Source organism: Serratia sp. K1WW1, from assembly GCF_055790865.1.
Map to the genome: position 1 here is coordinate 5,708,357 of NZ_CM147697.1, position 16,539 is coordinate 5,724,895.

Below are 16,539 nucleotides of genomic sequence, written 5' to 3' on the forward strand. Positions count from 1 at the left end.
TCCTTATTGTTTGGAATGCGTGAACAAGAAATCTTTCTCGATCATATCCACTAGTGCCTCAATCCCTTCACCGGTCTTGCAGTTGGTCAAAATGTACGGCCGACCGCTGCGGACAATTTGCGTATCGTGTTCCATAACCGCCAGGCTGGCACCCACATACGGAGCCAGGTCGATTTTGTTGATCACCAAAATGTCCGCCTGCACCAAACCAGGCCCGTTTTTACGTGGGATTTTTTCCCCTTCCGCCACGTCGATGACATAGATATAAAAATCCGCCAGTGCCGGGCTGAAAGTAAGTGTTAAGTTGTCGCCGCCGCTCTCTATCATGATCAAATCGCTATCTGGGTATTTCTCCTCCATTTCTTCAACCGCAGCGATATTCATACTAGGATCCTCCCTCACCGCCGTATGCGGACAGGCCCCGGTTTCGACTCCCAGGATCTTGTCTTCATCCAGGATCCCTTTCAATGTGCGCTTAACCTGCTTGGCATCCTCCGTGGTCACCACGTCATTGGTAATGATCAATGGCTTAAACCCGCGATTGATCAGTATTGGCGTAATCACTTCGATAATGGCCGTTTTCCCTGAGCCCACAGGACCACCGATGCCGATTCGAGTTATTTTTTTCATCTCAGATCCCTTTCTATTAATTCATAAATAAGCGCACGTGTGCATCAACATGAACGGCGGCCAGAATATCAATGAGAGGCGTATAGGAAGCCATATCACTGATACTGGCATTAGCCGCCAATTGGCAAAAGTGCGGTATGTCGCTATTCACATCGAACAGAATACGCTGACTGTCGAGATGGGTTATCCTCATCAATCTTTGCGCTGCACTCAGAATGGTCATGCCGACGCCATACTGATGCATCACGATAGCCTCTTCGACGCTGATCCCTTGTAACCCCATGACCAGAGCCTGAGAGACAGGTAGCGTTCCTGACGTTTCCCCTGCCTTGATCTTCCCCAGCCACCAGGCCAGGATCGGCGATTCAAAAACGTGCGAGGTCATCTCCGCCAACTTTTTACCCATCCGGGTTGTCATAACGCGCGACTCTTCGTTGAGTTTGCGATTGATGACCTCCCGATCGACCGCCAAAATATCGTCATGGCGACCTTGCTGTAAGGCGCGGAGCGCATGCGCCAGCCCGATAGCATCGCAATGGGCAGCCTGGTTTTGCGACGTTTTGACAAACTGCTTCAGTGTCTCCACATCCTTGACCAGGCCGACCTGGATCGCCGATTCAACCCCGCAGGAAAACGAGAACGCCCCCACGGGTAGCATCGAATCACCAAATTGCAGCACTCGGGATAGCCGGGCCAGCCCTTCAGCGCTGGTGTTCATGGTCTGTTCCATGATGATGATCGTGATGCAAGTGCGCGTGATCATAATCGTGGTGGACATGAACATGCACATGCGAGTCTTCTGCCCCGCCAAATAGCAGGCGTGATTCCGAAGGCGTCAGCAGCGGTAGGACCGAACTCCCTGCCACAAACTGATATTCTTCTGCGTCATAGCCATGCGTTTTCATTACGGAGTTCATCATTTTCACTTCCACGGTCAAGGGGACATAGACCTTGCTGCCCTTAGTCACGGATTTCCAATGCTGATTGCCGAGTGCATGCCCTAACTCAAATACGTGTTTGACCACTTCCTCAAAGCTGGCCGTGGCGAATTTCTCCAGATTGATCACCATCACATCGCGCAGATGGATGGTGACGGTGAGCAGATATTGCTTTTGTTCATCAAACATCAGCACATCGCCATCCGAGAGCCGGACATGGCGATCCAGCGCCAGGCCAATATCGGCCCCTTGTTCACTTTGTTTACGACAACGGCTCTTTTGCGCTTCCCACTGCTCCAGCACTAACACATCATGTTGGAAGCCTTCCGCCTTCTGTGCCCAGTGTGGTTCGGTCTTGATATTGCCGATAATATTTTCAATCAGGATCATGTCTCTCACCTTTTTACTGATGCCGTAAGCGCCAGGATTAACCGAAGAAAAATTTCTGGTTCATGACTGCAGTCTTGATCGGTTCACAAGTGGCATGTTTGCCATCCACCTTCACGGCAAACGTTTCTGGATCGACTTCAATATTCGGGGTTTCAGCGTTACGCACCAGATCGTGTTTGGTGATAGAACGGCAGTTCTTGATGGCGACAACCTGACGTTCCAGTTGGGCTTTTTCTTTGACGCCATCTTCCAACGCGGCCTGGGACACAAAGGTGACACAGGTATCCTGCAAGGTTTTACCCATTGCGCCAAACATCGGCCGGTAGAAGACGGGTTCAGGCGTTGGTAACGAGGCGTTAGGATCGCCCATCAGCGCCCAGTTAATCATGCCGCCCTTGATGACCATTTTCGGTTTGGCGCCAAAGAAGCGCGGATCCCACAGCACCAAATCCGCCATTTTACCCACTTCAACCGAACCGATCACGTGGCTCACCCCTTGGGTGATCGCCGGGTTGATGGTCAATTTGGCTACGTAGCGCAGCACGCGGAAGTTATCATTGCCGTCGCTGTCTTCGGGCAGTTTTCCACGGGCGACCTTCATGGCATGTGCGGTCTGAACCAAACGCAACCAGTTTTCCCCTACGCGGCCCATTGCCTGTGAGTCGCTGGAGAACATTGAGATCACGCCCATATCATGCAGCACGTTTTCCGCCGCGATGGTTTCCGGGCGCACACGGCTTTCTGCGAAAGAGACGTCCGCCGCCACATTCGGGTTCAGGTTGTGGCACACCATGATCATGTCGAACAGTTCAGCCTGGCTGTTGATACCGAAAGGCAGCGTTGGGTTAGTTGAACTCGGCAACACGTTAAGCTGTCCTGCCACCTTGATGATGTCAGGCGCATGCCCGCCACCGGCCCCTTCAGTATGGAAGGTATGGATGGTGCGGCCTTCAAAGGCGTCGATGGTGTTCTCCACGTAACCGGCCTCATTGAGGCTGTCGGTATGCACTGAAACCTGAACATCCATCTCGTCGGCGATGCGCAGGGAATGGCGCAGAGCGTTGGGTGTTGCGCCCCAATCTTCATGCACTTTCAGCCCGGATACACCAGCAATGATCTGTTCTTCCAGAGGCGCTCGGCTAAAGGAGTTTCCTTTACCCAGCAGTCCAATATTGACCGGGATCCCCTCAAACGCACGCAGCATGGCCCGGATGTTCCATGGCCCGGCGGTAACCGTGGTGCCATTAGACCCGTCCGTTGGCCCAACGCCGCCACCAAAGAAGGTGGCAACTCCGTTCGATAGCGCAGCAAACGCCTGTTGGGGGGAGATCAGGTGAATATGGCTGTCGATACCCGCAGCGGTAAGGATCAGGTGTTCACCTGAAATTGCATCGGTACTGAGGCCGACAATCATGTTCGACGTCACGCCGTCCATGGTGTCTGGGTTACCGCTTTTACCAATGCCGACGATCAGGCCATTCTTGACGCCCACATCGGCCTTCACCACGCCCAATTTGGCATCCAGAATGGTGACGTTAGTGATCACCAAATCGAGCACGCCGTTATCGCGCGTCAGGTTATTGTTGGCACCCATACCATCACGCAGCGACTTACCGCCGCCGTAGACCGACTCTTCACCATAACCCCGCAGGTCTTGTTCTATTTCGATATATAAATCCGTATCGCCCAGACGGATCTTGTCACCGACGGTTGGGCCAAACAGGCTGGCATATTCTTTTCTGGAAATCGTAGGCATTTTCTTCTCCAAAACCAGGTTATACGCAGAATCATTTAGTCGAGGATTTAAACCCGCGCTTGATGGCATTTTCTAAAACGTCGTCTGGCACTTTGCCCGTATCCTGTCCACCACCGACACTGCCTACCCAACCATCCACCAGGTTGTTAAAACCATAAATGGTTTGCTTGCCCCCGTAAGGCACCAGTTCAACCGGGGTTTCGTCACCGGGTTCAAAACGGATCGCCGTGGTGGCAGCAATATTCAGCCGTTTGCCAAATGCCTGGCTGCGGTCAAACTCCAGCAGTTTATTGACTTCGAAAAAATGGAAATGCGACCCCACCTGGATGGGGCGATCGCCGGTGTTTTTGACTTTGACTTTAGTGACAGGTTTATCGGTATTGAATGCGATTGGTGTATCGGCAAGAACATAACCACCTATGGCAACTTGCGTATCGTTGGCTTTGGTCGACTTTTTCTTCATTGCGATATCCTCAGGGCTGGGCTGATGTTTGCATCACTCACTGAATCGGATCATGAACGGTCACCAACCGGCTGCCATCGGTGAAAATCGCCTCGACCTGAACGTGTGGTATCAAATCGGCGACGCCGTCCATGACATCCTCTTTGGTTAATACCGTACGGGCTTCTTTCATGACATCCTCAAGGGTTTTTCCCTCACGGGCTCCCTCCATCGCAGTGACGGTTATGATGGAAACCGCTTCAGGATGGTTGAGTTTCAGCCCTTTATTTTTCCTTTTTATCGCCACATCCGCCAAGGTGTAAACCATCAGCTTCTCTATTTCTCTCGGGGTTAGTTGCATAACTCCTCCGTCTGTGATCGGTCAGGTTCTCGGTTCGCCACCGCAGGTGGACGTTGCCGAATAAGATTGAATAGCCAAAGTAAACAACCAGTTATTAATCAATCATCGTTTAATGTGGATAACAAACTCAAAAGGGTTCTCTAACCAAAGCAACCGCATAAGTGGATTCATTTTAATCACCCTGGTCGGTTTGTAGTCAAGTATAGCGCTGAGTAGCGCCAAAAACCTGCAGAGTGCGCGCTAAAAACCATAATCGCCCAATTAACATTCATGCGATTGCTCAAATTCTTTAGCTCTATATGGTTTAACTATGGATAGGAGTCAGCTGTAACAACTGTACCCACCGTCTTTCAAGCTGCAGCGTTGTTACCTGCACTACCTCCCCCAGTCACTCATAAAAGTAAGCTTCTGGGGAGAGATAGCTTGTCACCTATCCGCAGCTTGAAAATAAACCCGAGGTTAAGAACGATTCTGTCGCGTTAACGGAGGGAAGACGAAAATAATCTGGGCTATCTGTTTTTCAGACAGACAAAATTGTTCTGCTGGTGACAATTCGTCGCCAGCAAGATGAAGGAGCTGTCCTTTGCGTATCATATGTATCAGTTCGATGTTAGTCATACCCACTTCAGGGATATCACCTCTGTGAGCGCACCGGTTAAGATAAGAAACTGACGTTGAAATCCGGGGTATGAATGAAGCGACCTCTACCCTTATTGTTCGGTTTGGTGTGCATGATAAGCCTGAAGAAGTTGAAAAATAATGGCAGGTCATTAATCCACGAAGCAGCACTTGTGAAAAATACTATTCAGGTCTATTTTTTCTCTATTGCATCTCGAACTCTCGATCCTGGAGTTTTACATGATTGGTTATCGCCTCGACAAGTAAAAAAACAGACTAAATGTACGGTATTTACCGTTTCCCAAACGGAGCCTATATATGAAAAGAGATACATTGAATGCAATTTCGTAGAATCAAACAGTGGATGCCAGGGCTTGCAACCCTTATCCATTATGATAGGAAAAATATTAAGTATGATATTCGCGCAGGACTATCTGTCGCTGCTGTTGCACTTCCTGTGGCTATCGCTTATGCCGAATTGATGGGGATAAACGCCATCATTGGACTCTATGCCTGTATTATACCAATGGTAGTTTATGCCATATTTGGCACCTCACGACAGCTTATCGTTGGGCCGGATGCAGCAACCTGTGCGGTAATTACCGCTACCATCGCTCCACTTGCACTAGGGGATCATAATACGCTTTGGCAACTGGCGATTATAATGACACTGATGACCGGGTTCTGGTGCCTGATCGCCGGGCATTTTCGCCTCGCCATTTTTGCCGATTTCCTTTCCCAACCGATCCTGCAAGGTTTGTTAAATGGCGTGGCGGTCACCATAGTTGTTGGCCAGTTTGGCAATATTTTGGGGATAGGCTCACTATCGACCGATTTGATTGAATGCCTGATCGCCTTGCCTGGCAATATGGCTGCTACGCATGGATTGACACTCACACTTGCAGCTATCTGCTTGGCTTCGTTATTTATTCTGAACGCTTGGTATCCTAACTTGCCTGCACCGCTGTTCGTAATGTCGGTGGCCACATTCCTCAGTTGGCATCTGAACTTTGATACCAAAGGAATTGCCATTATCGGAAGCGTTGATCACGGGTTGCCTGTTATCCACATGTCTTCTGATTTTAACCTTGAGCTCTTACGGGAGTTGATTATTCCCTCACTTAATCTTGCCGTAATCAGTATTGTGAGTTTTATGATGACGGTACGCAGTTTTTCTGTCAAAAACGGCTACGAAGTGGATATTGATCAGGAACTACGAGCGTTAGGCTATATCAATATTGCAGCAGGAATATCACAAGGTTTCGCTGTAAGTGCAGCCACGAGCCGCACGGCAGTTAACGATGCCAATAATGGTAAGACGCAGATGGTTTCATGTGTTGCTGCGTTGATAATTTTCCTTGTGTTGTTTTTCCTGACTCGTTTTCTCAGTTTTATACCTCTAGCGACGTTGGGAGCCGTGTTGATTTATGCTGCCTGGTCAATGTTCAGTCTGCGATCTATCTTTGCTGAACGCAAACACAACCGCTTGGCCTATATTCTCACCTTGTTCACCCTGCTGGCTGTGATAACTGTCGGTTTGGTTGACGGCATCGGCTTCGCTATTCTGTTGGGTTTGCTACAGTTCCTGCATACTGTATTCAGGCCAACAGACCAGCTACTTGGCGTGGATGGCCAAAATATAATCCGTGAGATCACAGCGGGTAAACCGATCAAGCCGCTTGAGAACATGGTGATCTATCGTTTTAACTCCACCTTGACCTATTTCAACGTCAATTACTTTAAAAAACGTGTCTTGCAGACAATTGATGATTCGAACAATAAAGCCAACTGGCTGGTGATTGATGCCACCGTTTGCTTTACCTATAATGACGCCAGCGTATTTTCTGTACTGAATGAATTGATTGCAGAGTTGAAAATCAAGGGAGTGACACTGGTTTTAGCGGGGCGCAGCGACGAGCTGGCCAAGTGGTTGGGGCGTAATAACATCATGTATAGTGATAACACGCTGATCTTGGTTCCCGACCTCTATTTTGCCATTAAAATGATCCAGAATAACAAACTGCAAGTGAAGATCGAGGAACAGGAACAAGCGATGGCATCTGCGCTCCCCCCCCACCCGCGCTAAATAGCTGATCTGAATGCCGTTACACTTTTGCCTGACTGTGTTTCCTGCCTGGGAATGGGCTTACTGTTTTCATAAAGTAGCGTAGCTTATTTAGCAATTGCCACATCGAACGGCAGCTATGAAATACTGCTATAGTTTTTATGTCTATGCGGATTAACTTGGAAGGTATGATCATGATTGCAATTGATATTATGTGGGTGGGGGTGGGGGGTGGTATTGGCTCGTTGTTGCGTTGGTGGGTAAGTCTTGCCGTGGCAAAGCTTTATCAAGGGCCATTTCCTCTCGGTACTTTTTTAATCAATGTGAGTGGTGCATTTATTATTGGCTACCTTAGCATTCTGTTAGGTATTGATTGGCGAGACCGCTATGGGGAATGGTTCAGTGCTGCTATATTGACAGGTGTGCTTGGTGGTTATACCACCTTCAGTAGCATGCAGTTGGATGCAGCAAAGTTGGCAAATACACATCAGAGGCTCATTGCAGCAGGCTATCTGCTCATTTCGGTTGTTGTCGGTTTAGCTGCTGCTGCATGTGGTGCTTGGTTAGCCAATCCATAAGGAGTTAACAAGATGCTGAATTTTATTATTTTGATCTTTGTTGGCGGTGCCTTTGGTGCAGTGTGTCGCGAACTACTGATGCTGGCCGTACCCCGCCTGAGCGATTTTTTTCCCCTGGATATCTTCATTGCAAATACAGTCGCCGCCTTTCTTCTTGGGTTGGCTACATCGCTATTCAAACAAAATAGAATTAATCAATATGTACATACGATGGTTGCGACGGGCATCATGGGGGGATTATCCACTTTCTCGAGCTTTGTGTTTGGGGCCGTAGAAATGATGAAAGATCCACTAAGCATCCTGGTTGCTATTTTTTATCTGATCATCAGCCTGGTAGTCGGCTTTTTGGCCGTCGAAATGGGGCTAGGGCTGGGTGTCAGAGTTAAAGCCGGATCTCAAACTATATCCTGATAGCTTGGGAACACCAGAGTGGTTGTAGTTACAAGAATAGCCGCATGATGACGCTGGGAAGGTTGGCTATTTAACGGTAAATCTAAGTAACATTGCAAGTTACTTGAAGATAGTCTAATTTTGAGACAATACGAAACATCCATATAGCGTATAGAACGGAAAGGTTCCATCGGTAATAAGGGAATGTTGCTCAATGGTTTCGCAAGGCTATTCGTCATCATGGCGGACCTGAGGTGGTCACTATCGATAAAAGCGGTGCTAACACAGCAGCTTTAGCCATGCTCAACGCCGACAAGCCCGATGAGGAAGCGATTACCGTCAGGCAAAGCAAGTACCTGAACAACCTGGTTGAGCAAGTTCACAAAAATATCAAACGTCGGAGTCGACCGATGCAGGGATTCAAATCGTTTCGGCGAACGCAGACCATCCTGGCCAGCATCGAACTGATACACATGATACGCAAAGGACAGCTCCATCATCCCGCTGGCGACGGATTGTCGCCAGCAGAACAATTTTGTCTGTCTGAAAAACAGATAGCCCAGATTTTTTTCGTCTTCCATCCGTTAACGCGACAGAATCAGCGACTGTGCACTGACGTGCCGATACTTTAGTCAAAAAAACATGGCGATATTGAGTTACTAAACTAAACAAGGAGAAGGTTATGCTCCCCCCTTTGTTGTCTCAAACTATCTTGGCAACTGTACTTAATGGAATCTTTATATTACCCGTTGCCGCTCATTTCCAAGAAATCATTCCCTCAGCAGATGTACTTCCAGAAGGAGGGGATGTAACGCTGGATCTGGTCTTTACACATCCTTTTGAAGGTGGACCAATCATGGCGATGAAACGCCCTACTGAAGTAGGTGTTCTGGATCACGGTACAAAAACCGATCTCACTGGCAAACTGGTAGAGCAGCCGAAAGAGGGTGCCGTAACTTGGCAGGTTTCCCATAACTTGCCTGAACCCGGAGCAGCCATCTTCTATGTAAAACCGCAACCCTATTGGGAACCGGCGGAAAATAAATACATTGTGCATTATGCCAAAGTAATTGTGGATAGTTTTGCCTCTGGAGAAGGTTGGGATGAAATGATTGGTTTACCCGTCGAGATCCAACCGTTGACGCGGCCGACGGGGTTGTGGACAGGTAATATATTTTCCGGCGTGGTAATCAAGGCGGGTAAACCCGTGCCCTTTGCTGAGATCGAGGTTGAGTATGTCAATGATGCCGGCGTTAAGGCTCCGAACGATGCCTATATTACCCAAGTGATCAAAGCTGATGAGAATGGCACATTCAACTATGCAATGCCCGCATCAGGATGGTGGGGATTTGCAGCGCTGGTTGAAGGTGATAAGCCGATGCAATCGCCAGATGGCAAAGATGTGCCCGTTGAGGAAGGCGCACTGATATGGATCCATACGAACGCAATGGGTAAGTAGAATGGCGCACATCCCTGACGGTATTCTCTCACTTCCCGTACTGGTAGGCGGTGGCATTATGGCTTCCGCCGGGATATATCTGGCGCTTCGGCGGATCGACGATCGCGCTATCCCTCGTATAGCCATTCTTTCCGCAGTATTCTTTGTGGCATCTTTGATTTCCGTACCGGTCGGCCCTTCAAGCGTACATCTGTTGCTTTCGTGTCTCATGGGATTGATCCTTGGACTGGGTATCTTTCCGGCTGTACTGGTCGCATTGTTGCTGCAGACTGTACTTTTCGGCTTTGGCGGTTTAACCACGTTGGGTGTAAATATCGTTAACATTGCATTGCCCGGTGCACTAGTCGGTACGGTACTTGGGCCGGTGATCCGTCGCACAGTCTCACCACTCAGAGCGGGAATGCTTGCTGCCATTGGTGCCGCTTTCTGTGTGCTTGCAACAGGGGGGCTAGTTGCTCTATCACTTTGGCTTTCATCATCAGAGTTTACGCCAGTTGCGAAGATACTTATGTTGACATATTTTCCGTTGGCCTTAGCTGATGCCGCAATTACAGCTGCCGCAGTGGGTTTCTTGGTACGTATAAAACCGCAGGCATTGTTCCCATATCTGCCTGACCCAAGGAAGTAAGTTCATGGTACGTATTTTTATTGTTTTGTTTCTTATACTGCAAGTCAGTCCTGTAGCTGCCCATAGTCTTCGGCTTTTTGCTAGGGTTGAGGCAGGGCAGGTCAGCGGTTATGCCTTTTTTATCGGTGGAGGACATCCCTCGAATGTGGACTGGATTGCAAAGATGAACAACGAGATCATTGCTCAAGGGAAAACCGATGAAAGTGGTAAATATCATTTTTCCGCACCCTCTCCAGTAATCGGGGACATCATCATCACCGTGAATACCGGCGAAGGACATATCGCCACCACCAGGCTGGTGCCTGAGCGTTTCGAACTCTCTCTCTCAACAGCCGAAAAGAAACCTGCCACGGTGATAGATAGTGACGGCAAGCTACCTGATGCAACGCCTGATAGTAAGATCACGGAACGACTTGTTGAACAGGCTGTTGAACGTCAAGTGGGGCCTCTCCTTGAGCGGATTGTGGCTATGGATTCGCGCATGCGCCTGACTGATGTGATGTCAGGTATTTTTCTCATCATTGGACTTGCGGGAATAGGGCTATGGATCCGCAACCGAAGACGGTAACCCTTCTTGGGGATCTGCGTTTGCGTCTGATAGCAACAATGGGAGCACTTGTGGTCTTTACCCCCGTTAAGAATATAGCGCCAGCAGCTGTCGGTGTATTGGCTGTGCTGATGCTGTACGCGGTCAATCGCCAACCGTTTCCTTGGAGAAGGCTTTTCCATCTCGAAGGTTTTCTGCTTCTTCTGCTGATTACCTTACCTTTCACATTGCCCGGAACCACGCTTTTTCATCTGGGTCCTCTGAGTGCCAGCGAGGAGGGATTATGGCGAGCTATCGTCCTGGCATGCAAGGTAATGGCATGTGTGCTGCTTATTTCGTTTCTTTTTGCCTCAGCAGATCCGCTCAGTATCGGTAACGCATTACTGGGATTGCGGGTACCTGAACCACTTGTCCGGTTGTTTGTGACGGTAGTGCGATATTTGACGTTGATTCAAGCGGAGTTTTCCCGCCTACAAGAGTCAATGCGTGCTCGCGCCTTTATCCCTCGTTCCAATCGACATACCTGGCGAAGCTATGGTTATCTGCTCGGTATGCTACTTATACGCGCGATGGAACGTGCCGAACGCGTGGAAGAGGCAATGCGCATGCGCGGATATACTGGTCGCTTTCCACAAACACCTCTTCCACCACCGCCACTTTCTGATTGGATTTCCGCTATCGGGTTGATAGGCAGTTCAATGCTGCTTTTGCTTTGGGATAAATTATGACTGAACTCATCCGACTCCATGATCTCAGGGTGCTTCGGGATGGCAAAATCATCCTTAATAATCTTGAAATGGTACTTAATGTCGGTGAAAGACTGGCAATTATCGGTTCTAATGGTGCGGGCAAGACTACGCTCCTGCGCACCATTGCTGGCTTGGAACATCCGGAGGCCGGCGAGGTCATTCTGTTCGGGCATACCTGTAAAAGCGAGGCTGAATTTCGTGTCCAGCGGCCTCGCATTGGTTTTCTCTTCCAGGAGAGCGATGACCAGCTTTTCTGTCCAAGTGTCATTGAGGATGTTGCCTTTGGCCCCCGTAACACCGGAGTATCTAACCAAGAAGCTCTACAGTGTGCCGCTGACACATTGAGTAAACTGGGGATTGCCCATCTAGCGGAACGGTTTACCCATAGCCTCTCGGGGGGAGAAAAACGGCTAGTTTGTCTTGCTGGTCTTTTCGCCATGCGACCCGATATCCTTCTGCTTGATGAGCCGACAAACGGTGTTGATGCTGAGAACAGTGCGAAGCTACGCGCGGCGCTGCTGACTTTCGAGGGTGCTATGCTGCTGGTATCACATGATGAACGCTTTGTTACGGACATTGCGACCCGTGCGGCAGTACTATCCGCAGGAGGATTGAAAGAGGCTGAGATTCACCAGCACATGCACCATCATTTCCACCCACATATTCATCCCAAATAAACAGCGCTTGCCGCCTACAGGCAACTCGAATTATTTAGAATATAAACCCTTATCAGTACTAGGTGGTGTCCCTTAATTGATGTCTCTGATCCGAAACGCCTTCTGTCGTCTACATTATCCCGTCGATATTATTGCTCAGTGTGTCCGCTTATATTTGGCTTACTCACTGAGTGTACGCAACCTGGAAGAGATGATGGCAGAGCGCGGTATTGTCGTTGCCCATTCAACGCTGCATCATTGGGTTAGCCATGCTCAACGCCGATAAACCCGATGAGGAAACGATTACCGTCAGGCAAAGTAAGTACCGGAATAACCTGGTTGAGCAAGATCACCGAAATATCAAACGTCGGAATCGACCGATGCAGGGATTCAAATCGTTTCGACGGACACAGACGATCCTGGCCAGCATCGAACTGATATATATAATACGCAAAGGACAGCTCCATCATTCTGCTGGCGACAATCCGTCGCCAGCAGAACAATTTTATCTGTTGTTTATCTAAAAAACAGACAGCCCAGATTTTTTTCGTCTTCCCTCCGTTAACGCGACAGAATCCCCCGGCCGCTGCCTTTTAGTAGTAGTGTTGCCGGATTACTTCAGGGTATAAGCCCGCTCATCCAGCTGATTTTCATCCAGATCGAAATCCGGGGATCCCTGCTGAACTTTCACCGGCGTGAATTTATTGATAATCCATAAAATGACAATAGTGAAGACAAAGGACCATACGCAGGCAACGACGACAGCGACGATTTGTTTCAGGATAAGGGAGCTGTCACCGTGCAGCAGACCATCCGGACCTTTCGCGTTCCACACACTGGATGCAAAAACACCCACCAGAATGGAACCCGTAATCCCTCCCATACCGTGAACCCCAAACACATCGAGCGCATCGTCAAGATAGCGTCTGACTACAGCCACAGAGAAGTAACAGACGATACTGGCAATGATCCCGATTACCGCAGCGGACTGAATTGAAACATAGCCTGACGCTGGTGTAATGGTTGCGAGGCCGGCGACCGAGCCGGTAAGGAAACCAACGAGTTTGGGTTTACCCGTGTGGATTTTTTCAATCAGCACCCAGGCAATCCCGGCGAAAGCAGCGGCAATATCGGTGGTGATAAAGGCGGAAACGGTCGTCGCATTCACCTGAAGCTCTGAACCGGCGTTAAAGCCGTACCAACCGAACCACAGCAACCCGGCACCCAAAGCAATGTAGGGGACATTATGGCTGCGATCGCTGCTCAGAACGCGTTTACCCACAAACAGTGCCGAGGCTAAAGCAGCAAAACCCGCCGTAGCGTGAACCACTATCCCGCCAGCAAAATCGACCACCCCCCATTTAGCGAAAATGCCTTCAGGGCTCCAGATCATGTGTACAAACGGACAGTAGACCAGCAGCGTCCAGAAGGTAAGAAAGACGAAGTAGGCGCTGAAATTTACGCGATTCGCAAAGGCTCCAGTAATCAGTGCCGGAGTAATAATGGCAAACATCATCTGGTAAACAAAATGGCTGAGCAAAGGCAGGCCACCGCTGTTACCTGTATACATGGTTGTCGGGTCAATATTAGCCATAAAGGCATAGAAGAAAGGATCGCCAATAATACCATTCATTGTTGGACCGAACGCCAGCGAGTAGCCGACGCAGAACCATATAATGGCCACCCAGCCCATAGAAATAAAACTCTGAAACATAATGGTCAGTATACTCTTGCGCGGAACAAGTCCTCCATAGAAGAAGGCCAGTCCGGGCGTCATTAACATAACCAGACTCGCACATATCAACATAAATGCCGTATTGGGGACGTCTAGTGTCTGAAGTGTTGCCAGTGTATTATTCATAAGCGCTCACTATTTCACCGTAAGTTAGTTCGAAATAACGTCGTCTGAAGAATAGAAATGTAATGCTGCATTGCGTCGATTATTAACACTCCCCTGTCTGTCTTAATTACATAATTCAGCTTTTACGTGATCTTGACCCGCTATCTCCAGACAGCTTTTGTAGCTTAAGTTAACGATGCCTGCAGGCGCCGGTATTCCTCGGGGGAGTGATATCCCAGCGCGATTCATCGTTTTCACGAACCACTCGTCCATACAGTTACTTTGTGGACTGCTCACTGCCGTTGTGCAGGCTTCCAAATTCAGCTCTCTGGCAAACTTGCGCGTGCCACCCGCGTCGTCACAACCGAACTCGAAGCTGTCTGAGCACCAGCGTTGGTTGCTCTCCGGTACCGCGATTTTACCGTTATGTTCGCGCTGGGGCAGCTGCGGTTTGTCATGCAGCAACAACAGATTACGCTCGTTTGCTCTGCCGCATTAGTGACATGAAGTTGGCAAAAGTTGCGTTGTCGGTTATTTAGGCAGCCAGCAAATATAATTGTTCCGCGGGTGATAATCCCTCACTTTGTAGATGTTGATATTGCCCTTTTCGTATCATGTTGATCAGTTCGATGCCGACCAGGATCGTCTGTGCTCGTCGAAACGAGCTAAATCAACGAGCTGAATTTCAGTATAGGTGATTCTGTCGCGTTAACGGAGGGAAGACGAAAAAAATCTCGGCTGTCTGTTTTTTAGATAAACAACAGATAAAATTGTCGATTCTGTAGGTTATCAGCCACTACTGCAGGTTTTACACCAGGTGGATAGCGATGAATAGACCATTACACCGCACTGGAACTCCCCTTACCCACCCAGCTCACAGACAATCCCCGCGATTTTCTATACTCTCAACTATCCGACTCCAGACCAGACGTTGAGATGCCTTGGTGAACAGTTTTGACCTGTCATTGTTGAAATATATTCAGGAACACAGCCCGGTGTTAATCGAGGATGTCACCTCCAGGTTTGGCAAAACCCTGTCGACGCTGAAGCGCTCCATGAAGGAGATCAACGAGTTCCTGGAGGCAGATTACCACCTGCATATCGATGGGCAGTGGATCGTCACGGCAATCGGCTACCGGGAATATATCGCCTTTCTGGAACAGATCCCGTTTAACCGCTACATCACCACCGCCGATGAACGCATTAAAGATCTCAGCGTGGCGCTATGCTTGCAGGATGTGGTGAACAAAAGCGAGTATTACCGCAAGTTTAACGTCAGCCCAACCACGCTCAAGAACGATAATCAGGCGCTGTCGGCATTTTTACAGGCCAATCATCTCACCGTTACCGCCATTCCCAAGCAGGGATCGCGGCTGGATGGCGACGAGATCCTGCTGCGCATCGCCATCTGCCTGACGATCCTGAAAACCATCGAGATCGGCGAAGATCACCTATTGGTGCCGCACAAAGCCAACGAGCCGATCAATCGCTCCATTGCCACGCAGTTCTTAAAGGTGTGCCAGCCGGAAATCAGCGCTGCCGCCGAGCTGTACCAACAGCGGCTGAGCCAGCGGATCACGCTGGGCTATAACAGCAAGAAATACTTCCTGGTGTATATGAGCATTGCGCTACATCGCATGCGGCGCGGGCATTTCATTACCCACAGCGATAACCTGAGCTTTATTCAATCTTCTGACTTTGGGTTGCTGGATGGCGAGCACGAAAACCGCTTTCTCGACCTGCTGATTTCATCGCTGACCTACACCTGGCGGCCGTTCGATATCTACGATCCCACACTGATTACGCTCGTTGGCCGCCTGAGTGAAAGCCTGACCCCGTTGCTGCGGGCAGAAATCCACAACCGTTCGCCCTTCTTCGCCGAGATCTACCAGTTTGTCTATTCGACCATCGTACAAAACAAGTTCAATCTCTATTTTGACGATAAGAAACTACATCAGGTGCAGACCCGGCACGCCTTGCTCTATCAAGGAGTCACCCAGGCCACCGCGCCTATTGCGCAGCACTATCAAACCACCTTTTCAACGGTGCATCTGTCCACGCTGGTATTGATCCTGAAGAAATACGAGCTGCAAAACCGAGTCCACAGCGAGGAGAAAAAACGCGTCATTATCGTGACCAACTCTTCGGAAAGTAAGGTGGGGTATTTCAAGGAGGTGTTGAAGTCGCACTTCCATATTGAAATTATCGGCTACGTGAATATCAATGAGCTGCACACGCTCGAGCAGATACCTTTTGATTTGCTGATCACCTTCACCAATAAGATCTCGAGCTATCTGAAGTATTATCAGTGGGATTACATCAAGGTGAATTTCTATCTCAGCCGCGATGATATCTCGCTGCTCAGCCAGCACGGGCTTTCCCGAGCGAAGAAGAAGATCCCGGCAGAGGGATTTATTCAGGAGGTTGAGGGATTGGATCGTCAGCAGTTGCACGCCATGCTAGAACAGAAATACCCTGACTTTTTCATTTGA

Annotated in this window: 16 protein-coding genes and 6 pseudogenes; 12 read left to right on the forward strand and 10 right to left on the reverse strand. The window is 49.2% G+C overall.

What is annotated here, in order from left to right:
- Window positions 1-3 precede the first annotated feature (3 nt).
- Genes ureG through ACX9GU_RS25970 form a run of 6 tightly spaced genes read right to left on the reverse strand, consistent with a single transcriptional unit; the run spans window position 4 to window position 4,517 of the window.
- Entirely contained in the window at window positions 4-630 is a 627-nt protein-coding gene (gene ureG / locus ACX9GU_RS25945; RefSeq protein ID WP_473193333.1) for an urease accessory protein UreG, read from the reverse strand.
- 16 nt (window positions 631-646) lie between these two features.
- Window positions 647-1,348, reverse strand: a complete 702-nt coding sequence (locus tag ACX9GU_RS25950; protein WP_473193334.1) for an urease accessory protein UreF — start codon at window positions 1,346-1,348, stop codon at window positions 647-649.
- On the reverse strand, window positions 1,332-1,958 hold the full coding sequence (locus ACX9GU_RS25955; RefSeq protein ID WP_473193335.1) for an urease accessory protein UreE: 627 nt from the start codon (window positions 1,956-1,958) through the stop codon (window positions 1,332-1,334). Before ACX9GU_RS25955 ends, ACX9GU_RS25950 begins: the two co-directional genes overlap by 17 nt.
- A gap of 37 nt (window positions 1,959-1,995) precedes the next feature.
- Window positions 1,996-3,714, reverse strand: coding sequence for an urease subunit alpha (locus ACX9GU_RS25960; protein ID WP_473193336.1), 1,719 nt, complete (start codon window positions 3,712-3,714; stop codon window positions 1,996-1,998).
- A gap of 31 nt (window positions 3,715-3,745) precedes the next feature.
- Window positions 3,746-4,177, reverse strand: coding sequence for an urease subunit beta (gene ureB, locus ACX9GU_RS25965; protein ID WP_473193337.1), 432 nt, complete (start codon window positions 4,175-4,177; stop codon window positions 3,746-3,748).
- Between the two features lie 37 nt (window positions 4,178-4,214).
- Complete coding sequence (locus ACX9GU_RS25970) at window positions 4,215-4,517, reverse strand: urease subunit gamma (RefSeq protein ID WP_473193338.1); 303 nt, start codon at window positions 4,515-4,517, stop codon at window positions 4,215-4,217.
- A 606-nt stretch (window positions 4,518-5,123) separates the two neighbouring features.
- On the opposite strand from ACX9GU_RS25970, the pseudogene ACX9GU_RS25975 reads away from it, so the two are divergent.
- Both ACX9GU_RS25975 and ACX9GU_RS25980 read left to right on the forward strand, forming a co-directional pair.
- Window positions 5,124-5,291: pseudogene (locus ACX9GU_RS25975) on the forward strand (sodium-independent anion transporter); the annotation flags it as partial.
- Between the two features lie 181 nt (window positions 5,292-5,472).
- Window positions 5,473-7,221 (forward strand): SulP family inorganic anion transporter, encoded by a 1,749-nt coding sequence (locus ACX9GU_RS25980; protein ID WP_473193339.1) that lies wholly within the window; start codon window positions 5,473-5,475, stop codon window positions 7,219-7,221.
- A 19-nt stretch (window positions 7,222-7,240) separates the two neighbouring features.
- Here ACX9GU_RS25980 and ACX9GU_RS25985 read toward each other — a convergent pair.
- Window positions 7,241-7,357 (reverse strand): annotated as a pseudogene (locus tag ACX9GU_RS25985) (IS630 family transposase); the annotation flags it as partial.
- 37 nt (window positions 7,358-7,394) lie between these two features.
- Here ACX9GU_RS25985 and crcB (ACX9GU_RS25990) point away from each other — a divergent pair.
- From crcB (ACX9GU_RS25990) to ACX9GU_RS26030, 9 genes and pseudogenes are all read left to right on the forward strand, one after another.
- Window positions 7,395-7,778, forward strand: a complete 384-nt coding sequence (crcB, locus tag ACX9GU_RS25990; RefSeq protein ID WP_473193340.1) for a fluoride efflux transporter CrcB — start codon at window positions 7,395-7,397, stop codon at window positions 7,776-7,778.
- A gap of 12 nt (window positions 7,779-7,790) precedes the next feature.
- The gene (gene crcB, locus ACX9GU_RS25995) at window positions 7,791-8,189 is read left to right on the forward strand and encodes a fluoride efflux transporter CrcB (RefSeq protein WP_473193341.1); all 399 of its coding nucleotides are present in this window, start codon (window positions 7,791-7,793) and stop codon (window positions 8,187-8,189) included.
- Between the two features lie 191 nt (window positions 8,190-8,380).
- Window positions 8,381-8,710: pseudogene (locus tag ACX9GU_RS26000) on the forward strand (DDE-type integrase/transposase/recombinase); the annotation flags it as partial.
- 140 nt (window positions 8,711-8,850) lie between these two features.
- Entirely contained in the window at window positions 8,851-9,627 is a 777-nt protein-coding gene (locus ACX9GU_RS26005; protein ID WP_473193342.1) for a DUF4198 domain-containing protein, read from the forward strand.
- A 1-nt stretch (window position 9,628) separates the two neighbouring features.
- Complete coding sequence (gene cbiM, locus ACX9GU_RS26010; protein ID WP_473193343.1) at window positions 9,629-10,255, forward strand: cobalt transporter CbiM; 627 nt, start codon at window positions 9,629-9,631, stop codon at window positions 10,253-10,255.
- Between the two features lie 4 nt (window positions 10,256-10,259).
- Window positions 10,260-10,823: a hypothetical protein gene (locus ACX9GU_RS26015; RefSeq protein WP_473193344.1), complete on the forward strand. Its 564-nt coding sequence runs from the start codon at window positions 10,260-10,262 to the stop codon at window positions 10,821-10,823.
- Window positions 10,799-11,530 (forward strand): cobalt ECF transporter T component CbiQ, encoded by a 732-nt coding sequence (cbiQ, locus tag ACX9GU_RS26020; RefSeq protein ID WP_473193345.1) that lies wholly within the window; start codon window positions 10,799-10,801, stop codon window positions 11,528-11,530. The genes ACX9GU_RS26015 and cbiQ overlap by 25 nt, the downstream gene beginning before the upstream one ends.
- Window positions 11,527-12,228 carry an energy-coupling factor ABC transporter ATP-binding protein gene (locus tag ACX9GU_RS26025; RefSeq protein WP_473193346.1) on the forward strand — a complete coding sequence of 234 codons (702 nt, stop codon included), beginning with the start codon at window positions 11,527-11,529 and terminating at the stop codon, window positions 12,226-12,228. Before cbiQ ends, ACX9GU_RS26025 begins: the two co-directional genes overlap by 4 nt.
- Window positions 12,229-12,307: 79 nt before the next feature.
- Window positions 12,308-12,731 (forward strand): annotated as a pseudogene (locus ACX9GU_RS26030) (DDE-type integrase/transposase/recombinase).
- Window positions 12,732-12,820: 89 nt separating this feature from the next.
- On the opposite strand, the gene ACX9GU_RS26035 reads toward ACX9GU_RS26030, so the two are convergent.
- The 3 genes and pseudogenes from ACX9GU_RS26035 to ACX9GU_RS26045 all read right to left on the reverse strand — a co-directional run.
- Window positions 12,821-14,068: an ammonium transporter gene (locus ACX9GU_RS26035; RefSeq protein ID WP_473193347.1), complete on the reverse strand. Its 1,248-nt coding sequence runs from the start codon at window positions 14,066-14,068 to the stop codon at window positions 12,821-12,823.
- Between the two features lie 204 nt (window positions 14,069-14,272).
- Window positions 14,273-14,515: pseudogene (locus ACX9GU_RS26040) on the reverse strand (IS3 family transposase); the annotation flags it as partial.
- Window positions 14,516-14,582: 67 nt separating this feature from the next.
- Window positions 14,583-14,717, reverse strand: a pseudogene (locus tag ACX9GU_RS26045) (IS6 family transposase); the annotation flags it as partial.
- Window positions 14,718-14,991: 274 nt separating this feature from the next.
- Between ACX9GU_RS26045 and ACX9GU_RS26050 the strand changes: the two are divergent.
- Window positions 14,992-16,539, forward strand: a complete 1,548-nt coding sequence (locus tag ACX9GU_RS26050) for a BglG family transcription antiterminator (protein ID WP_473193348.1) — start codon at window positions 14,992-14,994, stop codon at window positions 16,537-16,539.